Annotated in this window: 15 protein-coding genes; 12 read left to right on the top strand and 3 right to left on the bottom strand. The window is 67.9% G+C overall.

Annotation, left to right across the window (positions count from 1 at the left end; genetic code table 11):
• Positions 1-243 precede the first annotated feature (243 nt).
• Positions 244-3,165, top strand: coding sequence for an autotransporter outer membrane beta-barrel domain-containing protein (locus ASG72_RS19040; protein ID WP_056715983.1), 2,922 nt, complete (start codon positions 244-246; stop codon positions 3,163-3,165).
• A 200-nt stretch (positions 3,166-3,365) separates the two neighbouring features.
• Here ASG72_RS19040 and ASG72_RS19035 read toward each other — a convergent pair whose 3' ends face one another.
• Together ASG72_RS19035 and ASG72_RS19030 are read right to left on the bottom strand one after the other, a co-directional pair.
• Positions 3,366-4,754, bottom strand: coding sequence for an amidase (locus ASG72_RS19035; RefSeq protein ID WP_056715982.1), 1,389 nt, complete (start codon positions 4,752-4,754; stop codon positions 3,366-3,368).
• Positions 4,755-4,841: 87 nt separating this feature from the next.
• The gene (locus ASG72_RS19030) at positions 4,842-5,588 is read right to left on the bottom strand and encodes a GntR family transcriptional regulator (RefSeq protein ID WP_244488879.1); all 747 of its coding nucleotides are present in this window, start codon (positions 5,586-5,588) and stop codon (positions 4,842-4,844) included.
• A 132-nt stretch (positions 5,589-5,720) separates the two neighbouring features.
• On the opposite strand from ASG72_RS19030, the gene uxaC reads away from it, so the two are divergent.
• From uxaC to ASG72_RS18985, 9 genes are all read left to right on the top strand, one after another.
• Positions 5,721-7,124, top strand: coding sequence for a glucuronate isomerase (uxaC, locus tag ASG72_RS19025; protein WP_056715981.1), 1,404 nt, complete (start codon positions 5,721-5,723; stop codon positions 7,122-7,124).
• A 105-nt stretch (positions 7,125-7,229) separates the two neighbouring features.
• A complete protein-coding gene (gene kduI, locus ASG72_RS19020) occupies positions 7,230-8,069 on the top strand; it encodes a 5-dehydro-4-deoxy-D-glucuronate isomerase (RefSeq protein WP_056715980.1) in 840 nt (279 codons plus the stop codon).
• Positions 8,069-8,833: a 2-dehydro-3-deoxy-D-gluconate 5-dehydrogenase KduD gene (kduD, locus tag ASG72_RS19015; RefSeq protein ID WP_056715979.1), complete on the top strand. Its 765-nt coding sequence runs from the start codon at positions 8,069-8,071 to the stop codon at positions 8,831-8,833. The genes kduI and kduD overlap by 1 nt, the downstream gene beginning before the upstream one ends.
• A complete protein-coding gene (locus tag ASG72_RS19010) occupies positions 8,830-9,171 on the top strand; it encodes a cupin domain-containing protein (protein ID WP_056715978.1) in 342 nt (113 codons plus the stop codon). The genes kduD and ASG72_RS19010 overlap by 4 nt, the downstream gene beginning before the upstream one ends.
• 118 nt (positions 9,172-9,289) lie before the next feature.
• Positions 9,290-10,270: a TRAP transporter substrate-binding protein gene (locus tag ASG72_RS19005; protein WP_056715977.1), complete on the top strand. Its 981-nt coding sequence runs from the start codon at positions 9,290-9,292 to the stop codon at positions 10,268-10,270.
• Positions 10,271-10,341: 71 nt separating this feature from the next.
• The gene (locus ASG72_RS19000) at positions 10,342-10,875 is read left to right on the top strand and encodes a TRAP transporter small permease (RefSeq protein WP_056715974.1); all 534 of its coding nucleotides are present in this window, start codon (positions 10,342-10,344) and stop codon (positions 10,873-10,875) included.
• A 4-nt stretch (positions 10,876-10,879) separates the two neighbouring features.
• Entirely contained in the window at positions 10,880-12,160 is a 1,281-nt protein-coding gene (locus ASG72_RS18995) for a TRAP transporter large permease (protein WP_056715972.1), read from the top strand.
• Positions 12,157-13,629 carry a mannitol dehydrogenase family protein gene (locus tag ASG72_RS18990; protein WP_056715969.1) on the top strand — a complete coding sequence of 491 codons (1,473 nt, stop codon included), beginning with the start codon at positions 12,157-12,159 and terminating at the stop codon, positions 13,627-13,629. Before ASG72_RS18995 ends, ASG72_RS18990 begins: the two co-directional genes overlap by 4 nt.
• 85 nt (positions 13,630-13,714) lie before the next feature.
• Positions 13,715-14,554, top strand: coding sequence for a transporter substrate-binding domain-containing protein (locus ASG72_RS18985; protein WP_082540490.1), 840 nt, complete (start codon positions 13,715-13,717; stop codon positions 14,552-14,554).
• A 15-nt stretch (positions 14,555-14,569) separates the two neighbouring features.
• Here the strand turns inward: ASG72_RS18985 and ASG72_RS18980 are convergent, their stop codons facing one another.
• A complete protein-coding gene (locus ASG72_RS18980) occupies positions 14,570-15,730 on the bottom strand; it encodes an amidohydrolase (protein WP_056715968.1) in 1,161 nt (386 codons plus the stop codon).
• 169 nt (positions 15,731-15,899) lie between these two features.
• Here ASG72_RS18980 and ASG72_RS18975 point away from each other — a divergent pair, with 169 nt between their 5' ends.
• Both ASG72_RS18975 and ASG72_RS18970 read left to right on the top strand, forming a co-directional pair.
• Positions 15,900-17,609 (top strand): lysine--tRNA ligase, encoded by a 1,710-nt coding sequence (locus ASG72_RS18975; protein ID WP_056715967.1) that lies wholly within the window; start codon positions 15,900-15,902, stop codon positions 17,607-17,609.
• A gap of 49 nt (positions 17,610-17,658) precedes the next feature.
• A complete protein-coding gene (locus ASG72_RS18970) occupies positions 17,659-18,339 on the top strand; it encodes a nitroreductase (protein WP_056715966.1) in 681 nt (226 codons plus the stop codon).
• Positions 18,340-19,336: the final 997 nt, after the last annotated feature.

Here is a 19,336-nt window from a genome sequence, read left to right as displayed (position 1 = left end):
TCACCTAACTTGATCTATAATTCAATAGTGAACTCCTGCCGGTAAAGTTGTGTCTCTGCAGATTAGCCAATTTATCCGGACATTTTCAGAAATAAAGTTTTTTAGAACCGCCGCCACGACGGTACGATTCATGGCGATGCATTTTCGCAACGTCCCTAGTTTTAAATTTGACCGGGCTGGACGACATTTTGTTGCTGTGATGACCTTCGGTCAGGAATCGTAAAGTTTCGGCTCGAGGACGTCATGACCATCACGATCGACCCCTGCACCCCCTTCGGCGCCAGGCTCGCGAGGCCGGCCGGCAGGCGCAATTCATGGCGCCCCCTCTCCGCGATCGCCTGGTGCCTGATCTCGACATCGGCCCTCACGCAACCGGCGAGCGCCGACGAGACATGGACCGGCGCCAGCGATTCCAACTGGCGCGACAGCTTGAACTGGACGGGAAACGTTCCGTCCGCGCTCGATGTGGTGACGATCGATGGGCGTAGTCACAACATGCCCCGCCTCACTACCGGCGCCGGTTTCGCGGACAGATTGTCCGTCATCGGCGGCGGCACCTTGGGCGTCTCGAACAGCTCCAGGATGACGGCCGGCGCGACCGTGATCGGCGACCAATCGGGCACGGGCGTGGTCGTCGTCGAAGGAAACTTCACCAGCTGGAGCAGCAAATATTGGATCCAGCTCGGCCTCGCCGGCATCGGCTCGCTCACGGTCAAGGACGGGGCGAAGCTGACGACGGAAGACGGCAGTCTCCAGATGGGAGCCGGCGGGACGCTGACGATCGACGGGCTGGGCACCCTGGTCGACATCGGCACCAGGACCACGACGCCGCCGGCCGACTGGGCTGGCGCCGCTGGCTGGCTCAGCGCCAATCAGGGCACGGTCACGGTGTCGGGCGGCGCGAGGCTGGTCGATGATGGTGGCTATGTCGGTGGCGAGGGCACGACCTGGGCCAACATGACCGTCACGGGCAAGGGCACCGTGTGGCAGAACGGTCTCAACGTCTATGTCGGCGGCGATGGCAACGGCCGTGTCGGCTTTGGTCGCCTGACCGTCGCCGATGGCGCGAACGTCGTCGCCCATACCGGAGCCGTCGGCGTCGATGTCGGCTCCTTCGGCGAGCTGCTGCTGACCGATGCCGGAAGCCGCTTCGAGGTTCTGGCGCGCCCGGGCTTCGCCGGCAATATGCGCGTCGGCTTCAACGGCGACGGCAAAGTGACCGTCCGCAACGGCGCGACGCTGATGACGGCGAATTTCATCGAGATCGCATCATCCCGGGTCGCCAAAGGCGTTCTCGCCATCGGTGGCGGGCTCGGCGATGCCCCGGCGGCGCCCGGCACGATCGATGCCAGGAACGGCATCAAATTCGGCGCCGGCGACGCGACGCTGCTGTTCAACCACACCAGCAAATCCTTCCGCTTCGATCAGACGCTGAGCGGCGATCAGGGCCGCATCTTGCAGCAGGCGGGAACGACCGTCTTCGTCGGAGACGGCGCCCGCTTTGCCGGGACCACCTCCGTCACCGGCGGGGCGCTGATGGTCAACAGCTCGCTGGAGGCGAGCGCCGTATCGGTCGCGGAGGGCGGCCTGTTGGGCGGATCCGGCAAGGTCGGTTCGACGCGGATCACGGGCGGCATCCTGGCGCCGGGCAATTCCATCGGCACCCTGACGGTCAAGGGCGACCTCTCCTTCACCGCCGCCTCGACCTATGCGGTCGAGGTCTCGCCGATCGCATCCGACCGCGTCGATGTCGCGGGCAGGGCCACGCTCGGCGGCGCCAAGGTCGCGACCAGCTTCCAGCCGGGCACCTATGTCGCCAAGCAATATGGGATCCTCAGCGCCGCGGGCGGGGTCAGCGGCGTCTTCGGCCAGAAGGTCGACAGCAACCTGCCGGCCGGCTTCAAATCCGCGCTGAGCTACGATCCGAACAACGTGTTCCTCGATCTGACGCTCGATTTCACGCCGGCCGCCGCCACGCCGACGACCCCCGGCAACCCCGTCATCGTCAATCGCGGCCTGAACCCCAATCAGAGCAGCGCCGCCAACGCTCTCACCGGCTATTTCGAGCGCAGGGGCGGCATCCCGATGGTGTTCGGCTCGCTCACGACCCTGGGGCTGAGCCAGATCGCGGGCGAGCCCGCCGCCGCGGTGCAGACCAACAGCTCGGCCGCGCTCACCCAGTTCATGGGGACCCTGACCGACGGCCTTCCGGGCGAGCGCGGCGTCTCCCTCGCCTCCGGCCCCTCCGGCTTTGCCTCCTATACCTCCGCCAAGGGCCAGGCCCGGGACCTTCCTGTGCGCCAGACGATGATCACGCCCGATCCCGATCTCTGGCGCTGGAGCGTCTGGGGCAGCGGCTTCGGCGGCGTCGAGCAATATGGCGCCACGGTCGGCGCCGGCACCGCCGCCACCACCAACCGCGTCTTCGGCGCCGCGGCCGGCGCCGATTACCGGGTCTCGCCCGAGATGACTTTGGGCTTCGGGCTGGGTGGCGGAGCCACCAACTTCAACATCTACAGGCTGGGCTCGGGCTCCTCGGACCTGTTCCAGGCCGGGCTGTTCCTGCGGCGGCAGTTCGGGGCGAGCTATCTCAACGCCTCGGCGGCCTATGCCTGGCAGGACGTCACCACCGACCGCACCCTCTCGACATCCGAGCATCTCCAGGGCCGTTTCAACGCCAATGCCTATGCCGGACGGATCGAGGCCGGCCACAACATCCGCATCGCCGGTCTGAGCCTGACCCCCTTCGCGGCGGCGCAGCTCAGCCTGCTCTCGCTGCCGGGCTATCGCGAGACGGCGCTGACCGGCCCGGGCACCTTCGCGCTGAGCTTCGCCGGCAAGGACACGACCCGGCTGCGCAGCGAGCTCGGCCTGCGCGTGGAGCGCGAGGTCGGCCTCGCCGGCATGGGCCTGACACTGCGCGGCTCCGCCGCCTGGGTCGCCAATTCCAACACCAGATCGAGCGCCACGGCCACCTTCCAGGCCCTGCCCGGCGCCACCTTCCTGGTGCGCGGCGCAGGCCCGGACCGCAACGCCCTGCGCACCAGCGCCGCCGCCGAGCTGAAGCTCGGCAAGGGGATGACGCTCGCCGCCACCTTCGACGGCGAGTTCGCCAGGAACAGCCGCAGCCTCGGCGGGAAGGCGGCGCTGCGCTACAGCTGGTGAGGCTGCTCGGCCTTGCCGGCGCCTCTCGCGGCCATGCGCGGGGGCGCGACGCAGCGGGATGGGGGAGCGCTGCCACCGGGCTCGGTCGCTGCGCTCCCGGACCCTCCCGGGCCGGTTCGCGCCGCCCGATCCGCGCGATGGCCCGCCGCGGCGCAAGGGCGAACCCGGTACCCGGCCCCCGTCGCCCGCGCGGCGTCCGCTCAGGCGTCCGGTTTCGGGTAGGGCGGCAGCGGGCCGCGCAGGCGCTCCCAGAGGTGCGCCAGCCGCAGCACGCCGAGATCGTCGAAGCGCCGGCCGGTGATCTGCAGGCCGATCGGCAGGCCGGTCGCCGTCATCGCGGCCGGAACGGCGATCGAGGGCTGGTCGGACATGTTGGCCGGCAGGGTGAAGCCGATATGTTCGAATGGCCGGGCGGGATCGTCGATCGGAGAGGCGAGCTCGGCCGGATAGCTCGGCACCGGTGCCACCGGCGAGATCACGAAGTCGAACGGCGCGCCCTGCTTCAGCGCCGCGTCGCGGATCGCGATCATCTGGCTCATGCCGCGATAGACCCGCAAGCCGCTGAGCGCCTCGCCGCCCTTCGCCCAGGCGAAGATATAGGGCAGGATCAGCGCCTGTTTCTCGGCCGGCAGCGCGCCGATATCGGCCCAGGCCCGCTGGCGCCAGAAATCATCGAGCCCGTTCAGCATCTCGCGCGTCAGGACGGGCGGCGCCTCCTCGATGGTGGCGCCGGCATCGGCGAAGGCGCGGGCCGCCGTCTCGATCGCCTGCGCGACCTCGGGGGCGACGGGAAGCCCGATACCGGCCTCGCGCTGCAAGCCGATGCGCAGCCCGCGCGGATCGAGCGCGAGGTCGAGCCAGTCGATCGCCTGCGGCGGCAGGCTCATGCCGTCGCGCGCATCCGGACGCGACAGCTCGCGCATCATCAGCGCGGCGTCGCCGACGCTGCGCGTCATCGGCCCGGCGGCGCGACCATAATAGGGCGGGTCGATCGGCACCCGCCCGAAGCTGGGCTTGAGGCCGACGAGCCCGCACCAGCCCGCCGGCAGGCGGATCGAGCCGCCGATATCCGTGCCGAGATGCAGGGGACCATAGCCGGCTGCGCCCGCCGCGCCCGCGCCCGACGAGGAGCCGCCCGGGTTCTTAGCGAGATCCCAGGGATTGCGGGCGAGTTTGTGGAAGCTGGAGAGGCCGGAGGAGAGCATGCCGTAATCCGGCATGGTCGTCGCCGCCAACCTGATGAAGCCGGCTTCCGCCAGCCGGGCCGTCGGCGGCGCATCCTGCGCCATCGGCGTCAGATCGCGCGCGGCGGTGCCGAGCGGCATCGCCAGCCCCGCGACCGCGATATTCTCCTTGATTGTGCCGGGGACGCCGTCGAGCGCCAGCGCCTCCCCCTTCATCCAGCGCGTCTCGGAGGCCCGCGCCGCCGCGAGCGCCGCCTCCGGCTCATAGGCCCAGAGCGCGCAGAGCCTGGGTTCCCAGGCCGCGATCCGCGCGATCACGGCCTGCGTCACCTCGACCGGGGAGAGGCTGCGCGTGCCATAGGCGGACAGGAGCTCGGTGGCGGAGAGGTCGGCGAGGTCGGTCATGGCGGCGTGATCTCCCGGGCGGATGCAGGCGAAGCGGCATTGGTCAGGTGCCAACCTGCTTGCAATCCGCGCGCCGGGAAAGGCCGCTCAGACGAAAAAGGCGGGATGCTTGGCCTGGAGATCGACGAGATCGGGCAGCAAGGTGCCGAGATGCTTGCGCATGGCGGCGACCGCCGCCTCGCCGTCCCGCCGCCGCAGCGCATCGACGATCGAGAGATGCTCGGCGATCACCATCGCCATCCGGCCGGGCACCGGCAAGGTCATGCGCCGGCAGCGGTCGATCTGGCTCTTGGCCGCCTGAGCGAGTTTCCAGACCCCGGGATAGCCGGCGAGCGAAGCCAGCTCCTCGTGGAAATCCTCGTCGGCGGCGTGGAAGGTTTCCTGATCCTGGAGTTCGAAGGCCTCGTGCTGGCGGGCGATGATCTGGTCGAGCCGGTCGATCGCCTCAACATCCGCCCGGTCCGCCAGCAGCTGCACGGTGGCGCATTCCAGCGCCTGCCGGATGAAGACGGCCTCGGGAATCGCCGCGACCGGGATGCGGGCCACGAAAGTCCCGGCCTGCGGGAAGATCTCGACCAGACCCTCTTCCTTCAGCTTGATCAGCGCCTCGCGCACCGGTGTCCGGCTGAGCCCGAACCGGGCCGTCAGATCCTTCTCGACCAGCGCCGCACCCGGCGCGATCTGCATGGACAGGATCGCGCGGCGCAGTGCGTCTTGCACCAGCGAGGCCGCGGTCGAACGCGCCGCGACAGGGCCGGGGCGCTGCGCCCGGCGCTCCGGCCGCTGACGCTCGCCCGGCAATGCCGGAGCCTCGATCATCTCTCCCGCAGCCACAGGTCCCTCCTCATCCGCCGCGGCGCGGCAGCGTCGAAAGAAGCGCTAGCACGGACGCGTTTGACAGACTAGTATATTAGTATATTCGAAACGCCCGCCGAGCCGGCCGCTCGGGCATGCGGAGATCGCGAGATGCTGCTGAACGATGATCGCCTCTTCCCGGCCGAGCCTCAGACGCGCGGCATCGCGCGCAGGCTCTACGGTGCGGTGCGCGATCTCCCGATCATCTCGCCCCATGGCCATACCGACCCGCGCTGGTTCGCCGAGAACGCGGCCTTTCCCGATCCCGCGACCCTCTTCGTCAAGCCGGACCATTACATCTTCCGAATGCTCTATTCCCAGGGCGTCAGGCTGGAGGAGCTCGGCATCGCGCGCCGCGACGGCGGCACTGTGGAGACCGACCCGCGCGCGATCTGGCGCGTCTTCGCCAGGCATTGGCACCTCTTCCGCGGCACGCCGACAAGGCTCTGGTTCGAACACGCCGCCTCGAGCATGTTCGGGATCGAGGAGCGCCTGACCGCGGTCAATGCCGATGCGATCTATGACCGCATCGCCGAGAAGCTGGAGGCGCCGGAGTTCCGTCCGCGTGCCCTGTTCGAACGCTTCAACATCGAGGCCATCGCCACCACCGAGGGCGCGCTGGACGATCTCAAATGGCATGACATGATCGCCGCCTCCGGCTGGGGCGGCAAGGTCGTCACCGCCTATCGGCCAGACAGCGTCGTCGACCCGGAATTCGAAGGCTTCCTCGACAATCTCAAAGCGCTCGGCGCGCTGACCGGCGAGGATGTCTTCACCTGGCAGGGCTATCTCGAAGCCCATCGCAAGCGCCGGGCCTATTTCATCCAGCGTGGCGCCACCTCGTCGGACCATGGCCATGCCACGGCGCGCACCGCCAATCTCGCTCCCGCCGAGCGCCAGGCCCTGTTCGAAGTGGTGGTCAAGGGCGAGGCGACACCCGCCGAGGCGGATCTGTTCCGCGGGCAGATGCTGACGGAAATGGCGAAGATGAGCCTGGATGACGGGCTCGTGCTGCAGATCCACCCCGGCTCCTTCCGCAACCACAATGCCCGGCTCTTCGCCGATTTCGGGCGCGACATGGGCGCCGATATCCCGCGCCAGACCGATTACGTCACGGCGCTCAAGCCGCTGCTCGATGCGGTCGGCAACGAGCCGAAGCTCACGGTGATCGCCTTCACTCTGGACGAGACCAGCTATTCGCGCGAGCTGGCGCCGCTAGCGGGGCATTACCCCGCGCTGAAGCTCGGGCCGGGCTGGTGGTTCCTCGATGCGCCGGAAGCGATGCTGCGCTTCCGCGAGCTGACCACGGAAACCGCGGGCTTCTACAACACGGTGGGCTTCAACGACGACACCCGCGCCTATCTCTCGATTCCCGCCCGGCATGACGTCGCCCGCCGCTGCGACTGCACCTATCTCGCCAGGCTCGTCGCCGAACACCGGCTGGACGAGGACGAGGCGGCCGAGCTCGCCCATGACCTCGCCTACCGCCTGGCCAAGGAGGCCTACAGGCTGTGAGCCGGCTCCGTAATCCCCCTCGGCCACGAGGCATGACCGGCCGGACCTCCGAGCCGTGCCCCGCCCCGGCCGACGCCATGATCGAACAGAGAGATTTCTGACACCATGACCGCGATCGACGAACGCCAGGCCGCCCATCCCCGCGATGTCCGCCGCTACGACAGCGAGGCGCTGCGCGAGGATTTCCTGATCGAGCGGATCTTCATGCCGGGCGAGATCGCCCTGACCTACAGCCATTACGACCGCATGGTCGTCGGCGGCGCCATGCCTCTGGCCGGGCCGGTCACGCTGCCGCCCTATGCGCCGACCGGCACACCCTTCTTCATGGCGCGGCGCGAGCTCGGCGTGATCAATATCGGCGGCGCCGGCACGGTCACCATCGATGGCGAGGCCTTCGCACTGCCGCAGCTCGACGCGCTCTATGTCGGCCTCGGCGCCAAGGAGGTCGTCTTCGCCAGCGCCGATGCGGCCAACCCCGCGAAATTCTACCTGACCAGCGCGCCCGCCCATCGCGAGGCCCCGCACCAGCTCATCCGCCAAACCGACGCCAACACCCTGCATCTCGGCGCGGCAGAGACCTCGAACAAGCGCACCATCCGGCAGTACATCATGCCCAACAGCACCGGCACCAACCAGCTGGTGATGGGCATGACGGCGCTGGAGCCGGGCTCGGTCTGGAATTCCATGCCCTGCCACACCCATACCCGGCGGATGGAGGCCTATCTCTACTTCAACCTCGACCCGGCCCATCGCGTCTTCCATTTCATGGGCGAGCCGACGCAGACGCGCCATCTCCTGGTCGCCAACGAACAGGCCGTGATCTCGCCGAACTGGTCGATCCATTGCGGCTGCGGCACCTCGAATTACGCTTTCGTCTGGGCCATGGCCGGCGACAATGTCGAGTTCACCGATATGGACCCGGCCCCCGTCGAGATGCTGCGCTGATGCGTACGCCCTCGCCCTTCGACCTCACGGGCCGCACCGCCCTCGTCACCGGCGCCAATACTGGCATCGGCCAGGGCATCGCGCTGGCCCTGGCGGAGGCCGGCGCGACGGTCGTCGCCGCCGGTCGCTCCGGGATGAGCGAGACGCTGGCGCTGATCGAAGGCTCCGGCGGCAAGGCGCAGGCGCTGGGCGTCGACCTGCAGCAGGACGGTGCCGCGGCACGGGCCATCGAGGAGGCACAGGCCCTGGTCGGCCCGCTCGACATCCTGATCAACAATGCCGGCATCATCCGCCGCGCCGATGCGCTCGACTTCGGCGAGGCGGATTGGGACGAGGTGATGAACGTCAACCTCAAGGCCGGCTTCTTCCTGGCCCAGGCCTTCGCCAAGGCCGCCCTGGCGCGGCAGCGCGGCGGGCGCATCGTCAACATCGCCTCGCTCCTGTCCTTCCAGGGCGGCATCCGCGTCGCATCCTACACCGCCAGCAAGAGCGGGCTCGCCGGGCTGACCAAGCTCCTGGCCTGCGAATGGGCGGCGAAGGGCATCAATGTGAACGCGATCGCGCCCGGCTATATCGAGAGCAACAATACCCAGGCGCTGCGCGAGGATCCCGACCGCAACAGCGCGATCCTCGCCCGCATTCCCGCCGGCCGCTGGGGCAAGCCCTCCGATATCGGCGGGGCGGCCGTCTTCCTCGCGAGCGACGCCGCGGCCTACATGCATGGCGCCATCATCCCCGTCGACGGAGGCTGGCTCGCGCGATGACCGATCACCTCAATTCCTTCTTCCAGCATGCCGCGGAGCTCGACTGGGAGCCGACGGAGCCCGGCGTCCGCCGCAAGATCATGGCCTATGGCGAGGACCTGATGATCGTGCGCGTGATGTTCGAGGCAGGCGCGGTCGGCAAGCCGCACCAGCATCCGCATCGCCAGGCCTGCTATGTCGAATCCGGCCTGTTCGACGTCACCATCGACGGCGTCACCAGCACGTTGAAGGCGGGCGATACCTTCTTCGTGCCCGCCAATCTCGTCCACGGCGTCGTGGCGCGGGAGGCCGGGCAACTGATCGACTCCTTCACGCCGATGCGGAAGGAGTTTCTCTGACGCGCATCGGACGGTGCATGGCAGGGAGCTGAGACCGCTGCTGCGGCCGGTGCCGCAGCAGCTCCCATCGCGGGACAAGAACGACCGGAAAAACCCGGCTCACACAGGGAGAACCAAGATGAGCATCACCAAACGCAGTTTCGCCGCGCTGGCCGGCGTCGCCTTCTTCGCGATGGCCACAGCCGCGGGGGCGCAGACCGTCCTGCGCTCCACCGACATCCACCCGACCGACTACCCCACCGTCGAAGCGGTGCGCCATATCAGCAAGCTGCTCGAGGAGCGGACCAAGGGCCGCATCAAGATCAACGTCTTCCACTCGGCCCAGCTCGGCAACGAGAAGGACACGATCGAGCAGACCCGCTTCGGCGTGATCGATCTGAACCGCATCAACATGGCGCCGTTCAACAATCTGATCCCCGCGACGAACGTGCCGTCCCTGCCCTTCATCTTCCGCTCCGTCGCCCATATGCGCACGGTCATGGACGGGCCGATCGGCGACGGCATCCTCAAGGAATTCGAGAAGCACGATCTGGTGGGGCTGGCCTTCTACGATTCCGGCTCGCGCTCCTTCTACAACTCGAAGCGGCCGATCAACACGCCCGCCGACATGAAGGGCCTCAAGATCCGCGTCCAGCAATCCGACATGTTCGTCGCTTTGGTCTCGGCTCTGGGCGCGAACGCCACCCCGATGGCCTTCGGCGAGGTCTATTCCGCGCTGCAGACCGGCGTGATCGACGGGGCCGAGAACAATTGGCCGTCCTTCGAATCGACGAAGCATTACGAGGTCTCGAAATATTACTCGCTGACCGAGCATTCGCTCTCGCCGGAAGTGCTGGTCATGTCCAAGCGCAGCTTCGACAAGCTCTCCAAGGAAGACCAGGAGATCATGAAGACCGCCGCGAAAGAGTCGGTCGCGAAGATGCGCGAGCTCTGGGACGCCCGTGAGAAGGCCTCCGAAGCCAAGGTCAAGGCCGGCGGCGCGGTGATCAACACGGTCGAGAAGCAGCCCTTCATCGATGCGATGAAGCCGGTCTACGACAAATTCGTCACCGATGCGGCGTTGAAGGACCTCGTCGCCAAGATCCAGGCCGTGAAGTAACGGCCCCTCCCTCGCGGGCGGCGGCATCCTCCGCCGCCCGTTCTGCTCTCGCCGCAACGCCAGGACACCCCATGACAGGTCTCGCCAGGCTGCTGTCGCATATCAATGCGCGGCTCAGTCTCATCGCGCTCGTCGCGGCCGGAATCGGACTGGTCGCGATGACCGCCATCGTCGCCTGGACCGTGTTCGGGCGCTACATCCTGAACGCGACGCCGACCTGGGGAGAGCCGGTCTCGCTGTTCCTGATGCTCTGGTTCATTCTGCTCGGCGGCTCGGTCGGGGTGCGCGAGCTCGATCACATGGGCTTCGATGTCGGGCTGCATTATACGCGCGGACGCTGGAAGGCGGCGCTCGTCATCGCCAACGAGACGCTGGTGATGCTGTTCGCCATCGCCATGGTGTGGTTCGGCAGCGAATTGGCGGCGAAGGTCTGGAGCGACCGCCTGCCGATGATCGGCATCTCCAAGGGCTGGGACTATGTCCCGATCATCGCCGGCGGAACGCTGATCGCGCTGTTCTCGCTCGAGAAGCTGCTCCTGTTCTTCACCAACCAGACCTTGGAGCCGATGCCGCTCGGCGCCAACGGCCTCGGCAGGGAGGCCTGATCCGATGGCCATCGGCATTCTCTTCATCTCCTTCAGCTGCCTGCTGCTGATGGGCGTGCCCGTCGCCTTCTGCCTCGGCCTCTCCTCGATGGCGACGGTGCTCTATATGGGCATTCCGCCCGTGGTCGTGTTCCAGCAGATGTCGACCGGCATGAACGCCTTCGCCATGCTGGCGATCCCTTTCTTCATCTATTCCGGCGATCTGATGATCCGTGGCGGCATCGCCGACCGGCTGATCCAGTTCGCGGCCTCGCTGGTCGGGCATCTCCGCGGCGGGCTCGGCCAGGTCAACGTCATCACCTGCACGCTGTTCGGCGGGATCTCCGGCTCGGCCGTCGCCGATGCGTCGGCGGTCGGCGGCATCATGATCCCGCAGATGGTCAAGCGCGGCTATGCGGCCGATTACGCCGTCAACGTGACCGCCAACGCCGCGATCATCGCGCTGTTGATCCCGCCCTCGCACAACATGATCATCTATTCGCTGGCGGCGGGCGGCACCATCTCGATCGCCGATCTCTTCACCGCCGGCGTGCTTCCCGGGCTGATGCTCTGCGTCGCGCTGATGATCGCGGCCTGGGCGGTGGCGGTGCGGCGCGGCTATCCCGCCGATCCCTTCCCCGGCCTGCTCGCGGTCGCGCGCTTCTTCGTCGCGGCGCTGCCCGGCATCGCCCTGATCGGCATCATCTTCGGCGGCGTCCGCTCCGGCGTCTTCACCGCGACCGAGAGCTCCTGCGTGGCGGTGATCTACGCGCTGCTGATCACGGTCTTCGTCTATCGCGGCCTTGATTTCCGGGGCTTCATGCACGCCACACTCGGCGCGGTTCGCACCACGGCGATGGTGCTGCTGGTGATCGGCGCCGCGAGCTCCTTCGGCTGGCTGATGGCCTTTCTGCAGGTGCCGGCGGCGACGATCCAGCTGATGCAGTCGATCTCGGACAACCCGCTGGTCATCCTGCTGCTGATCAACCTGATCCTGCTGATCCTGGGCACCTTCATGGACATGGCGCCGATGATCATCATCTGCACGCCGATCTTCCTGCCGGTGGTCAAGGCCATCGGCATCGATCCCGTGCATTTCGGCGTCATCCTCATCCTTAATGCCGGCATCGGGCTCAACACGCCGCCGGTCGGCTCGGTGCAGTTCGTCGCCTGCGCCATCGGCAAGGTCTCGATCTCCGAGAGCATGCGCACGATCTGGCCGTTCTACGGGGCGAGCGTCGCGGTGCTGCTGCTCGTCACCTATATCCCCGCCTTCTCCCTCTGGCTGCCGAGCATGTTCCGGTGACGAGACTCTCCGATTCCGCCCTCCCGGCCCTGCCGGCCGCGATCCGCCGCTTCGGCTATGAGCGCCGGGCGCTGAGTCCGGGCATCGTCCATCTCGGGCTCGGCGCCTTCGCCCGCGCCCATCTCTGCGACTACACCGAGGATGCGCTGGAGCAGGGTTTCGGCCCCTGGGGCATCGTCGGCGCCAGCCTGCAGCGCCCCGACCAGCGCGACCGGCTCGCCCCCCAGGACGGGCTCTACACCTTCCTGAAGCGCGCGCCGCAGGGGCCGGAGCTGCGGCTGATCGGCTGCCTGCGCGGCGTCATGGTCGCGCCGGAGGACCCGGCAGCGCTGGTCGCCCGGCTCGCCTCGGCCGAAACGCGGATCGTCTCCCTCACCGTCACCGAGAAGGGCTATTGCCATGACCCCGCCACCGGCCGGCTCAGGGCGGATCATCCGGACATCGTCCATGACCTCGCGAACCCCGCGGCGCCGCGCTCGGCCATCGGCCTGATCGTCGCCGGGCTGAAGGCGCGGCGCGCGGCGGGGCTCGGCGCCTTCACCGCGCTGTCCTGCGACAATCTTCCTTCCAATGGCCGGGTGCTGCGCGGGCTGGTGCGCGACTTCGCCTCCCTCTCCGATGATGGTCTCGCCGCATGGATCGAGAGCAACGGCGCCTTTCCCGCCACCATGGTCGACCGCATCGTCCCCGCGACGACGGAGGCCGACATCGCCGAGGTCGAGGGCCTGCTCGGCCTGCACGACGCGGCCCCCGTGGTCGGCGAGCCCTTCCGGCAATGGGCGATCGAGGACGTCTTCGCCGATGGCCGCCCCGCCTGGGACGCGGTCGGCGCGCAGATGGTCTCGGAGGTCGAGCCCTTCGAGTTCATGAAGCTGCGCATGCTCAACGGCGCGCATTCCAGCCTCGCCTATCTCGGCTATCTCGCCGGCCATGAGACCGTGGCGCAGGCCAGCGGCGATGCCGTCTTCGCGCGCTTCCTGGAAGGTCTCTGGCGCGAGGTGATCCCGACCGTGCCGGCGCCGCAGGGCGTGTCGCTCGCCGCCTATGCCGAAGCCCTGCTCGCGCGCTTCCAGAACCCGGCGATCCGCCACCGGACCTGGCAGATCGCCATGGACGGCTCGCAGAAGCTGCCGCAGCGCCTGCTCGGGGCGATTCGGGATCGGCTGCAGGCCGGCGCGCCGATCGATCACCTCGCGCTCGGGATCGCGGCCTGGATGCGCTATGTCTCGGGCCGGGACGAGGCGGGGACGGCGATCGACATCCGCGACCCTCTGGCCGCGACCTATGCCGAGATCGCGGCCCGGGCCGGCCACGATGCAGAGGCGCTGAGCCGGGCGCTTCTCGGCATCGAGAGCATTTTCGGCCGGGATCTGCCCGGCGAAGCGCGTTTCACCGGGCCGGTGACGCGCCACCTCGCCGCTCTGTTCGACCAGGGCGCCAAGGCCACAGCCCGGGGGCTGGCCGGCTGAGCCGGAGGCCCACTGTAGGTTACGATTGGGGGGCACTGTCGCCGCGCCTCTTGATCACGCAGCCGAGCTGCCGGCAGATAGGCCGATGATGCGCGCCGTCACCTTCGCCTGCTGGATCGGGCTCGCCTGTTCGATGGGTTTCGCCCAGGCCGTCGCCCAATCCGGCGCGACGGTGCCGAGCTTCTGGGATCCGCGCATCCGGCTGGAGAAGCCGGAGCCCGGCCCGCCGCGCCTCGTCCGCTTCCTCACCGACGACGAATACCCGCCGCTACATTTCGCCGGGCCCGATGGCGGCCTGACCGGTTTTTCCGTCGAGCTCGCCCGCGCCATTTGCGAGAAGATGAGCTGGACCTGCACCATCCAGGCACGGCGCTTCGACACCCTCGCCGATTCGCTCGCCGAGGCGCGCGGCGACGTGGTGGCGGCGGCGCTCAGCCTGACCCCGGCGCTGCGCAGCCGCTTCGCCGCCAGCACGCTGTATTTCCGCAGTCCCGCGCGCTTCGCCACCACGCGGGGCAATGCGACGGCGCAGCTCGATCCGGTGTCGCTGAACGGCAAGCGCGTCGCGGTCGTCGGCGGCACCGCCCATCAGGCGTTTCTCGAGCGGTTCATGCCCTTCGTGCAGCGGCGCGAGGCGGGCACGCTGGCCGGGGCGCTCGCGGCGCTGCGCAGCGGCGAAGCCGAATTCGTCTTCGCCGACGGCGTGGCGCTGGCCCTGCTGCTGGCGTCGGAATCCGGCGTCGACCTCGCCTTCACCGGCGGCCCCTTTCTGGAGAGCGCCTATTTCGGCGAGGGCGTCGCCTTCCTCCTGCGCAAGGACGACCCGGCGCTGAAACGCAGCCTGGATTATGCGCTGCAGACGCTCTGGGACGACGGCACCTATGCCAGGCTCTATCTCCGCTTCTTCCCGGTCAGCCCGTTCTGAACCGGCGGCCGCGGCCTAGCCATTGCTCAACTCGCCGGCCAGCGCCTGTTTCGCGACCGCCGCCATCCAGCCGGCCGTGGCGGGCAGGATCGCGTCGTTGAAGTCATAGCGGTCATTATGCAGCTCGCCGCCGTCGCGCACCGGCCCGTTGCCGATCCAGACATAGGCGCCCGGGCGATGCTGCAGGAAATAGGTGAAATCCTCGCCCGCCGTGCTCGGCCGGATATCCCGGCGCACCGGCAGCCCGGCGGCCTTGGCGGCCGCGACGGAGACTTCCTCCTCCAGCTCGGTATTGATCGTCGCCAGCCCGCCGCGCACGAACTCCACCTCCGCCTTCATCTCGAAGGTGCCGGCGACGCCATGGGCGATGTCGCTGATGCGCTGAAGCACCCGGTCGCGGATCTCCGGCCGATAGGTGCGGAAGGTGCCCTGGATCGCGACGCTGGTCGGGATCTGGTTGGGCGCCAGCCCGCCATTGATCATACCGATCGAGACCACCGCGCTGTCGAGCGGATCGACATTGCGCGCGACGATGGTCTGCAGTGCGACGATCAGATGCCCCATGGCGACGATCGGATCGCGCGTCAGGTCCGGCTTGGCGGCATGCCCGGCCGTGCCGTGCAGCGACACCATGAAGCGCCCCGGCTCGGCCATGACCGGCCCGTGATGCACCGCCACGGTGCCGGCCTCGAGCCCCGGCCAATTATGGAAGCCGAAGACGCGCTCCATCGGGAAGCGCTCGAACAGCCCGTCGGCGATCATCGCCCGCGCCCCGGCGCCATTCTCCTCCGAGGGCTGGAACAACAGCTGCACCGTGCCGCTCCAGCTGTCATCGGCCGCCAGCAGCGCCGCCGCGCCGAGCAGCGAGACCGTATGCCCATCATGGCCGCAGGCATGCATCACCCTCGGCGTCGAGGAGGCATAGGGCAGGTCGTTGGCTTCCTGGATCGGCAGCGCGTCCATATCGGCACGCAGCCCGACCGACCGGTCGGAGGCGCCACGGCGCAATGTCGCCACCACGCCGTTCCCGCCGATGCCGGCGGTGAAGGGCACGCCGAGCTCCGTCAGCTTCTCGCGGATGAAGGCGCTCGTCTTCTCCTCCTGGAGCGACAGCTCCGGATGGGCGTGGAGATGCCGGCGCCAGGCGGTGAGCTTGTCGTGAAGCGCTTGATCCAAAACCGTCGTCCTTGTGACAAATCTGTTGCAAACCAGCCTATACGCCTGCGGCATCGCGGCAACCGCGCGCATCGGATGGCCCATCCCTGCCCAGCGCATTGACGCCGGCTCCAACAATCTGCGAAAGCCCGTGGCTGCCTGCACGATCACCCCGGAGAGGACCGCCCCCGTGACCGCTTTCGACCCCGCTCTGGTTGACGCCGCCCAGCGTTCGGCCGCCTGGCCGTTCGAGGAAGCGCGCAAACTCGTGGCTCGGATCGAGAGGACCGGTAAGAAAGAGGTGCTCTTCGAGACCGGCTACGGCCCGTCTGGCCTGCCGCATATCGGCACTTTCGGCGAAGTGGCGCGCACCTCGATGGTGCGCCATGCCTTCCGCGTGCTGACCGGCGACAGCGTGCCGACGCGGCTGGTCGCCTTCTCCGACGATATGGACGGGCTGCGCAAGGTGCCCGACAACATCCCCAACAAGGAGCTGCTGCTCCCCCATCTCGGCAAGCCGCTGACCGAGGTGCCGGACCCGTTCGGCACGCATGAATCCTTCGGCCGGCACAATAATGCGCGGCTGCGCGCCTTCCTCGACCATTTCGGCTTCGACTACGAGTTCAAATCCTCGACCGACAGCTATCGCGCCGGGGAATTCGACGCGACGCTCCTGAAGATCCTGTCGCGCTACGACGCGGTGATGGAGATCATGATCGCGACGCTGCGCGAGGAGCGCGCCGCGACCTATTCGCCCTTCCTGCCGATCCACCCCAGGACGCGCGTGGTGATGCAGGTGCCGATCGAGGCGCGCGATGTCGCCGCCGGCACGATCACCTGGTCCGATCCCGCCACCGGCGAGCGCTTCACCACCCCGGTGACCGGCGGCCATGCCAAGTTGCAATGGAAGCCGGATTGGGCGATGCGCTGGGTCGCGCTCGGCGTCGATTACGAGATGGCGGGCAAGGACCTGATCGACTCCGTGAAGGTTTCCTCGGCGATCGTCCGCGCCCTCGACGCACAGCCGCCGGAAGGCTTCAATTACGAGCTCTTCCTCGACGAGCAGGGCCAGAAGATCTCGAAGTCGAAGGGCAATGGCCTGACCATCGACGAATGGCTGATCTATGCCAGCCCCGAGAGCCTGGCGCTGTTCATGTTCCAGCGGCCGCGCGAGGCGAAGAAGCTGCATTTCGACGTGATCCCGCGCGCCGTCGACGAATATCTCCAGGCGCTCGGCGGCTATGACCGGCAGGATTGGAAGAACCGGCTAGGGAACCCGGTCTGGCACATCCATTCCGGCCAGCCGCCGCAGCCGGAGCTCGTCGCCGCCGGCGGGGGCGAGAACGCGGTCAGGACGCAGATCAGCTTCGGCCTGCTGATGAACCTCGTCGCCGTCGCCAATTCCGAGGACAAGGCAGTACTCTGGGCCTTCCTGCAGCGCTATGCGCCCTCGATCTCGCCCGCGACGCATCCGCGTCTCGATGCGCTGGTCGGCTACGCCATCGCCTATTTCCGAGACTTCGTTAAGCCGGCAAAGAAATATCGTCTCGCCGACGAGACCGAAACGGCGGCCTTCACCGCCCTCGACGCGGCACTCGCGGCCCTGCCCGAGGATGCGAGCGCCGAAATGGTGCAGGACGCTGCGCTGGACGTCGCCCGCGCCATCCCGCGCTACCAGAACCTCGCCGCCAAGAACGCCACGCCCGAGCGCCCCGGCGTCTCCGGCGACTGGTGGAAGGCGATCTACCAGGTGATGTTCGGCGAGGATCAGGGGCCGCGATTCGGCTCTTTCGCCGCGATCTACGGCCTCGCCAACACCCGCGCGCTGATCGCCAAGGCGCTGTCGGGCGGGCTGGTGGCGGAGCATGCGGCCTTTGTCGAGGCACGCAAATCCGCCTGATCCTGGCTGTGGCAGGCCCGTTCCCAGCGACCCGTCGAGGAGAAAGCTAGTGACCGAGGCGCAAGCCGTCGACCGCGCCATCACCAGCCGGCGCGCCGTCCGGGCTTTCCTGCCCATTCCAGTCGATCTGGCGCTGCTGCGCCACCTGCTGGAGGTGGCCGCGCAAGCGCCGAGCGGGACCAATATGCAGCCCTGGCGCGTCAGGGTGATCGGCCCGCAGGCGCGGGCGCGGCTGGAGCCGGCGCTGCTCGCCGCACTCGACAGCCCCGATCTGCCGGCGGCGGAGGAATATCGCTATTATCCCGAGACCTTCCGCGAGCCCTACCAGTCGCGCCGCCGCAAGGTCGGCTGGGATCTCTACGGGCTGCTCGGCGTCCAGAAGGGCGATGTCGCGGGGATGAAGCGGCAGACCGCCGCCAATCTTCGCTTCTTCGACGCGCCTGTGGCGCTGATGGTGACGATCGACCGCGATCTCGAGATCGGCTCCTGGCTCGATCTCGGCATGTTCGTGCAGAGCATTTTGATCGCCGCGCAGGGCCACGGGCTGAACTCCTGCCCGCAGGCGATCTTCGCCCGCTTCCACCCGGTGGTGCGGCGCGAGCTCGCCATCCCCGACGGCGAGATCATCGTCTGCGGCATCGCCATCGGCCATGCCGACCCCGACGCACCCGCCAACCGGCTGGTCCCGGAGCGCGAGCCGGTGGAAGCCTTCACGACCTGGCTGGATTGATGCGCCGTGACGGCGAGCGCTTCGCCGTGCGAGCGCTTCACCGTCATTGCGAGCGCAGCGCCGTCATTGCGAGCGTAGCGAAGCAACCTAGATCGTAGAGCGCGACGACCCCCTAGGTTGCTTCCTCGGCTGCGCCTCCTCGCAATGACGCGTGTTCCGTCATTGCGGGCGAAGCGAAGCAACCCAGCTCGTTGAGCTCTACGACCCCCTGGGTTGCTTCGTCGCCTACGCCTCCTCGCAATGACGCGGTGTCCCGTCCTTGCGAGCGCAGCGAAGCAACCCAGCATCGTAGAGCGCTACGGCCCCCTAGGTTGCTTCGTCGGCTGCGCCTCCTCGCAATGACGCTGTGTTCCGCCGNGAGCGCGACGTCCCCCTGAGTTGCTTCGTCGGCTGCGCCTCCTCGCAATGACGGCCATCCGTCATTGCGAGCGCAGCGAAGCAAACCAGATCGTAGAGCGCGACGCCCCCCTGGGTTGCTTCGTCGGCTGCGCCTCCTCGCAATGACGCTGTGGCCGTCATTGCGAGCGTAGCGAAGCCACCCAGCTCGTAGAGCTTTACGCCTACCTAGGTTGCTTCGTCGGCTGCGCCTCCTCGCAATGACGCGTGTCCTGTCATTGCGAGCGTAGCGAAGCAACCCAGCATCGTAGAGCGCGACACCCCCTAGGTTGCTTCGTCGGCTGCGCCTCCTCGCAATGACGGCCACCGTCATTGCGAGCGTAGCGAAGCAACCCAGCATCGTAGAGCTCTACGGCCCCTTGGGTTGCTTCGTCGCCTACGCCTCCTCGCAATGACGCGTTTACCGTCATTGCGAGCGCAGCGACGCAACCCAGCTCTTAGAGCGCGACGTCCCCCTGGGTTGCTTCGTCGGCTGCGCCTCCTCGCAATGACGGCCATCCGTCCTTGCGAGCCCAGCGAAGCAACCCAGCATCGTAGAGCTCTACGGCCCCTTGCGTTGCTTCGTCGCCTACGCCTCCTCGCAATGACGCGTTTACCGTCA

It is taken from the genome of Allobosea sp. Leaf344, from assembly GCF_001426225.1.
GTDB lineage: Bacteria > Pseudomonadota > Alphaproteobacteria > Rhizobiales > Beijerinckiaceae > Allobosea.
The sequence above is the reverse complement of the archived record's forward strand: the minus strand, read 5'-3'. Positions and strand labels throughout refer to the sequence as shown.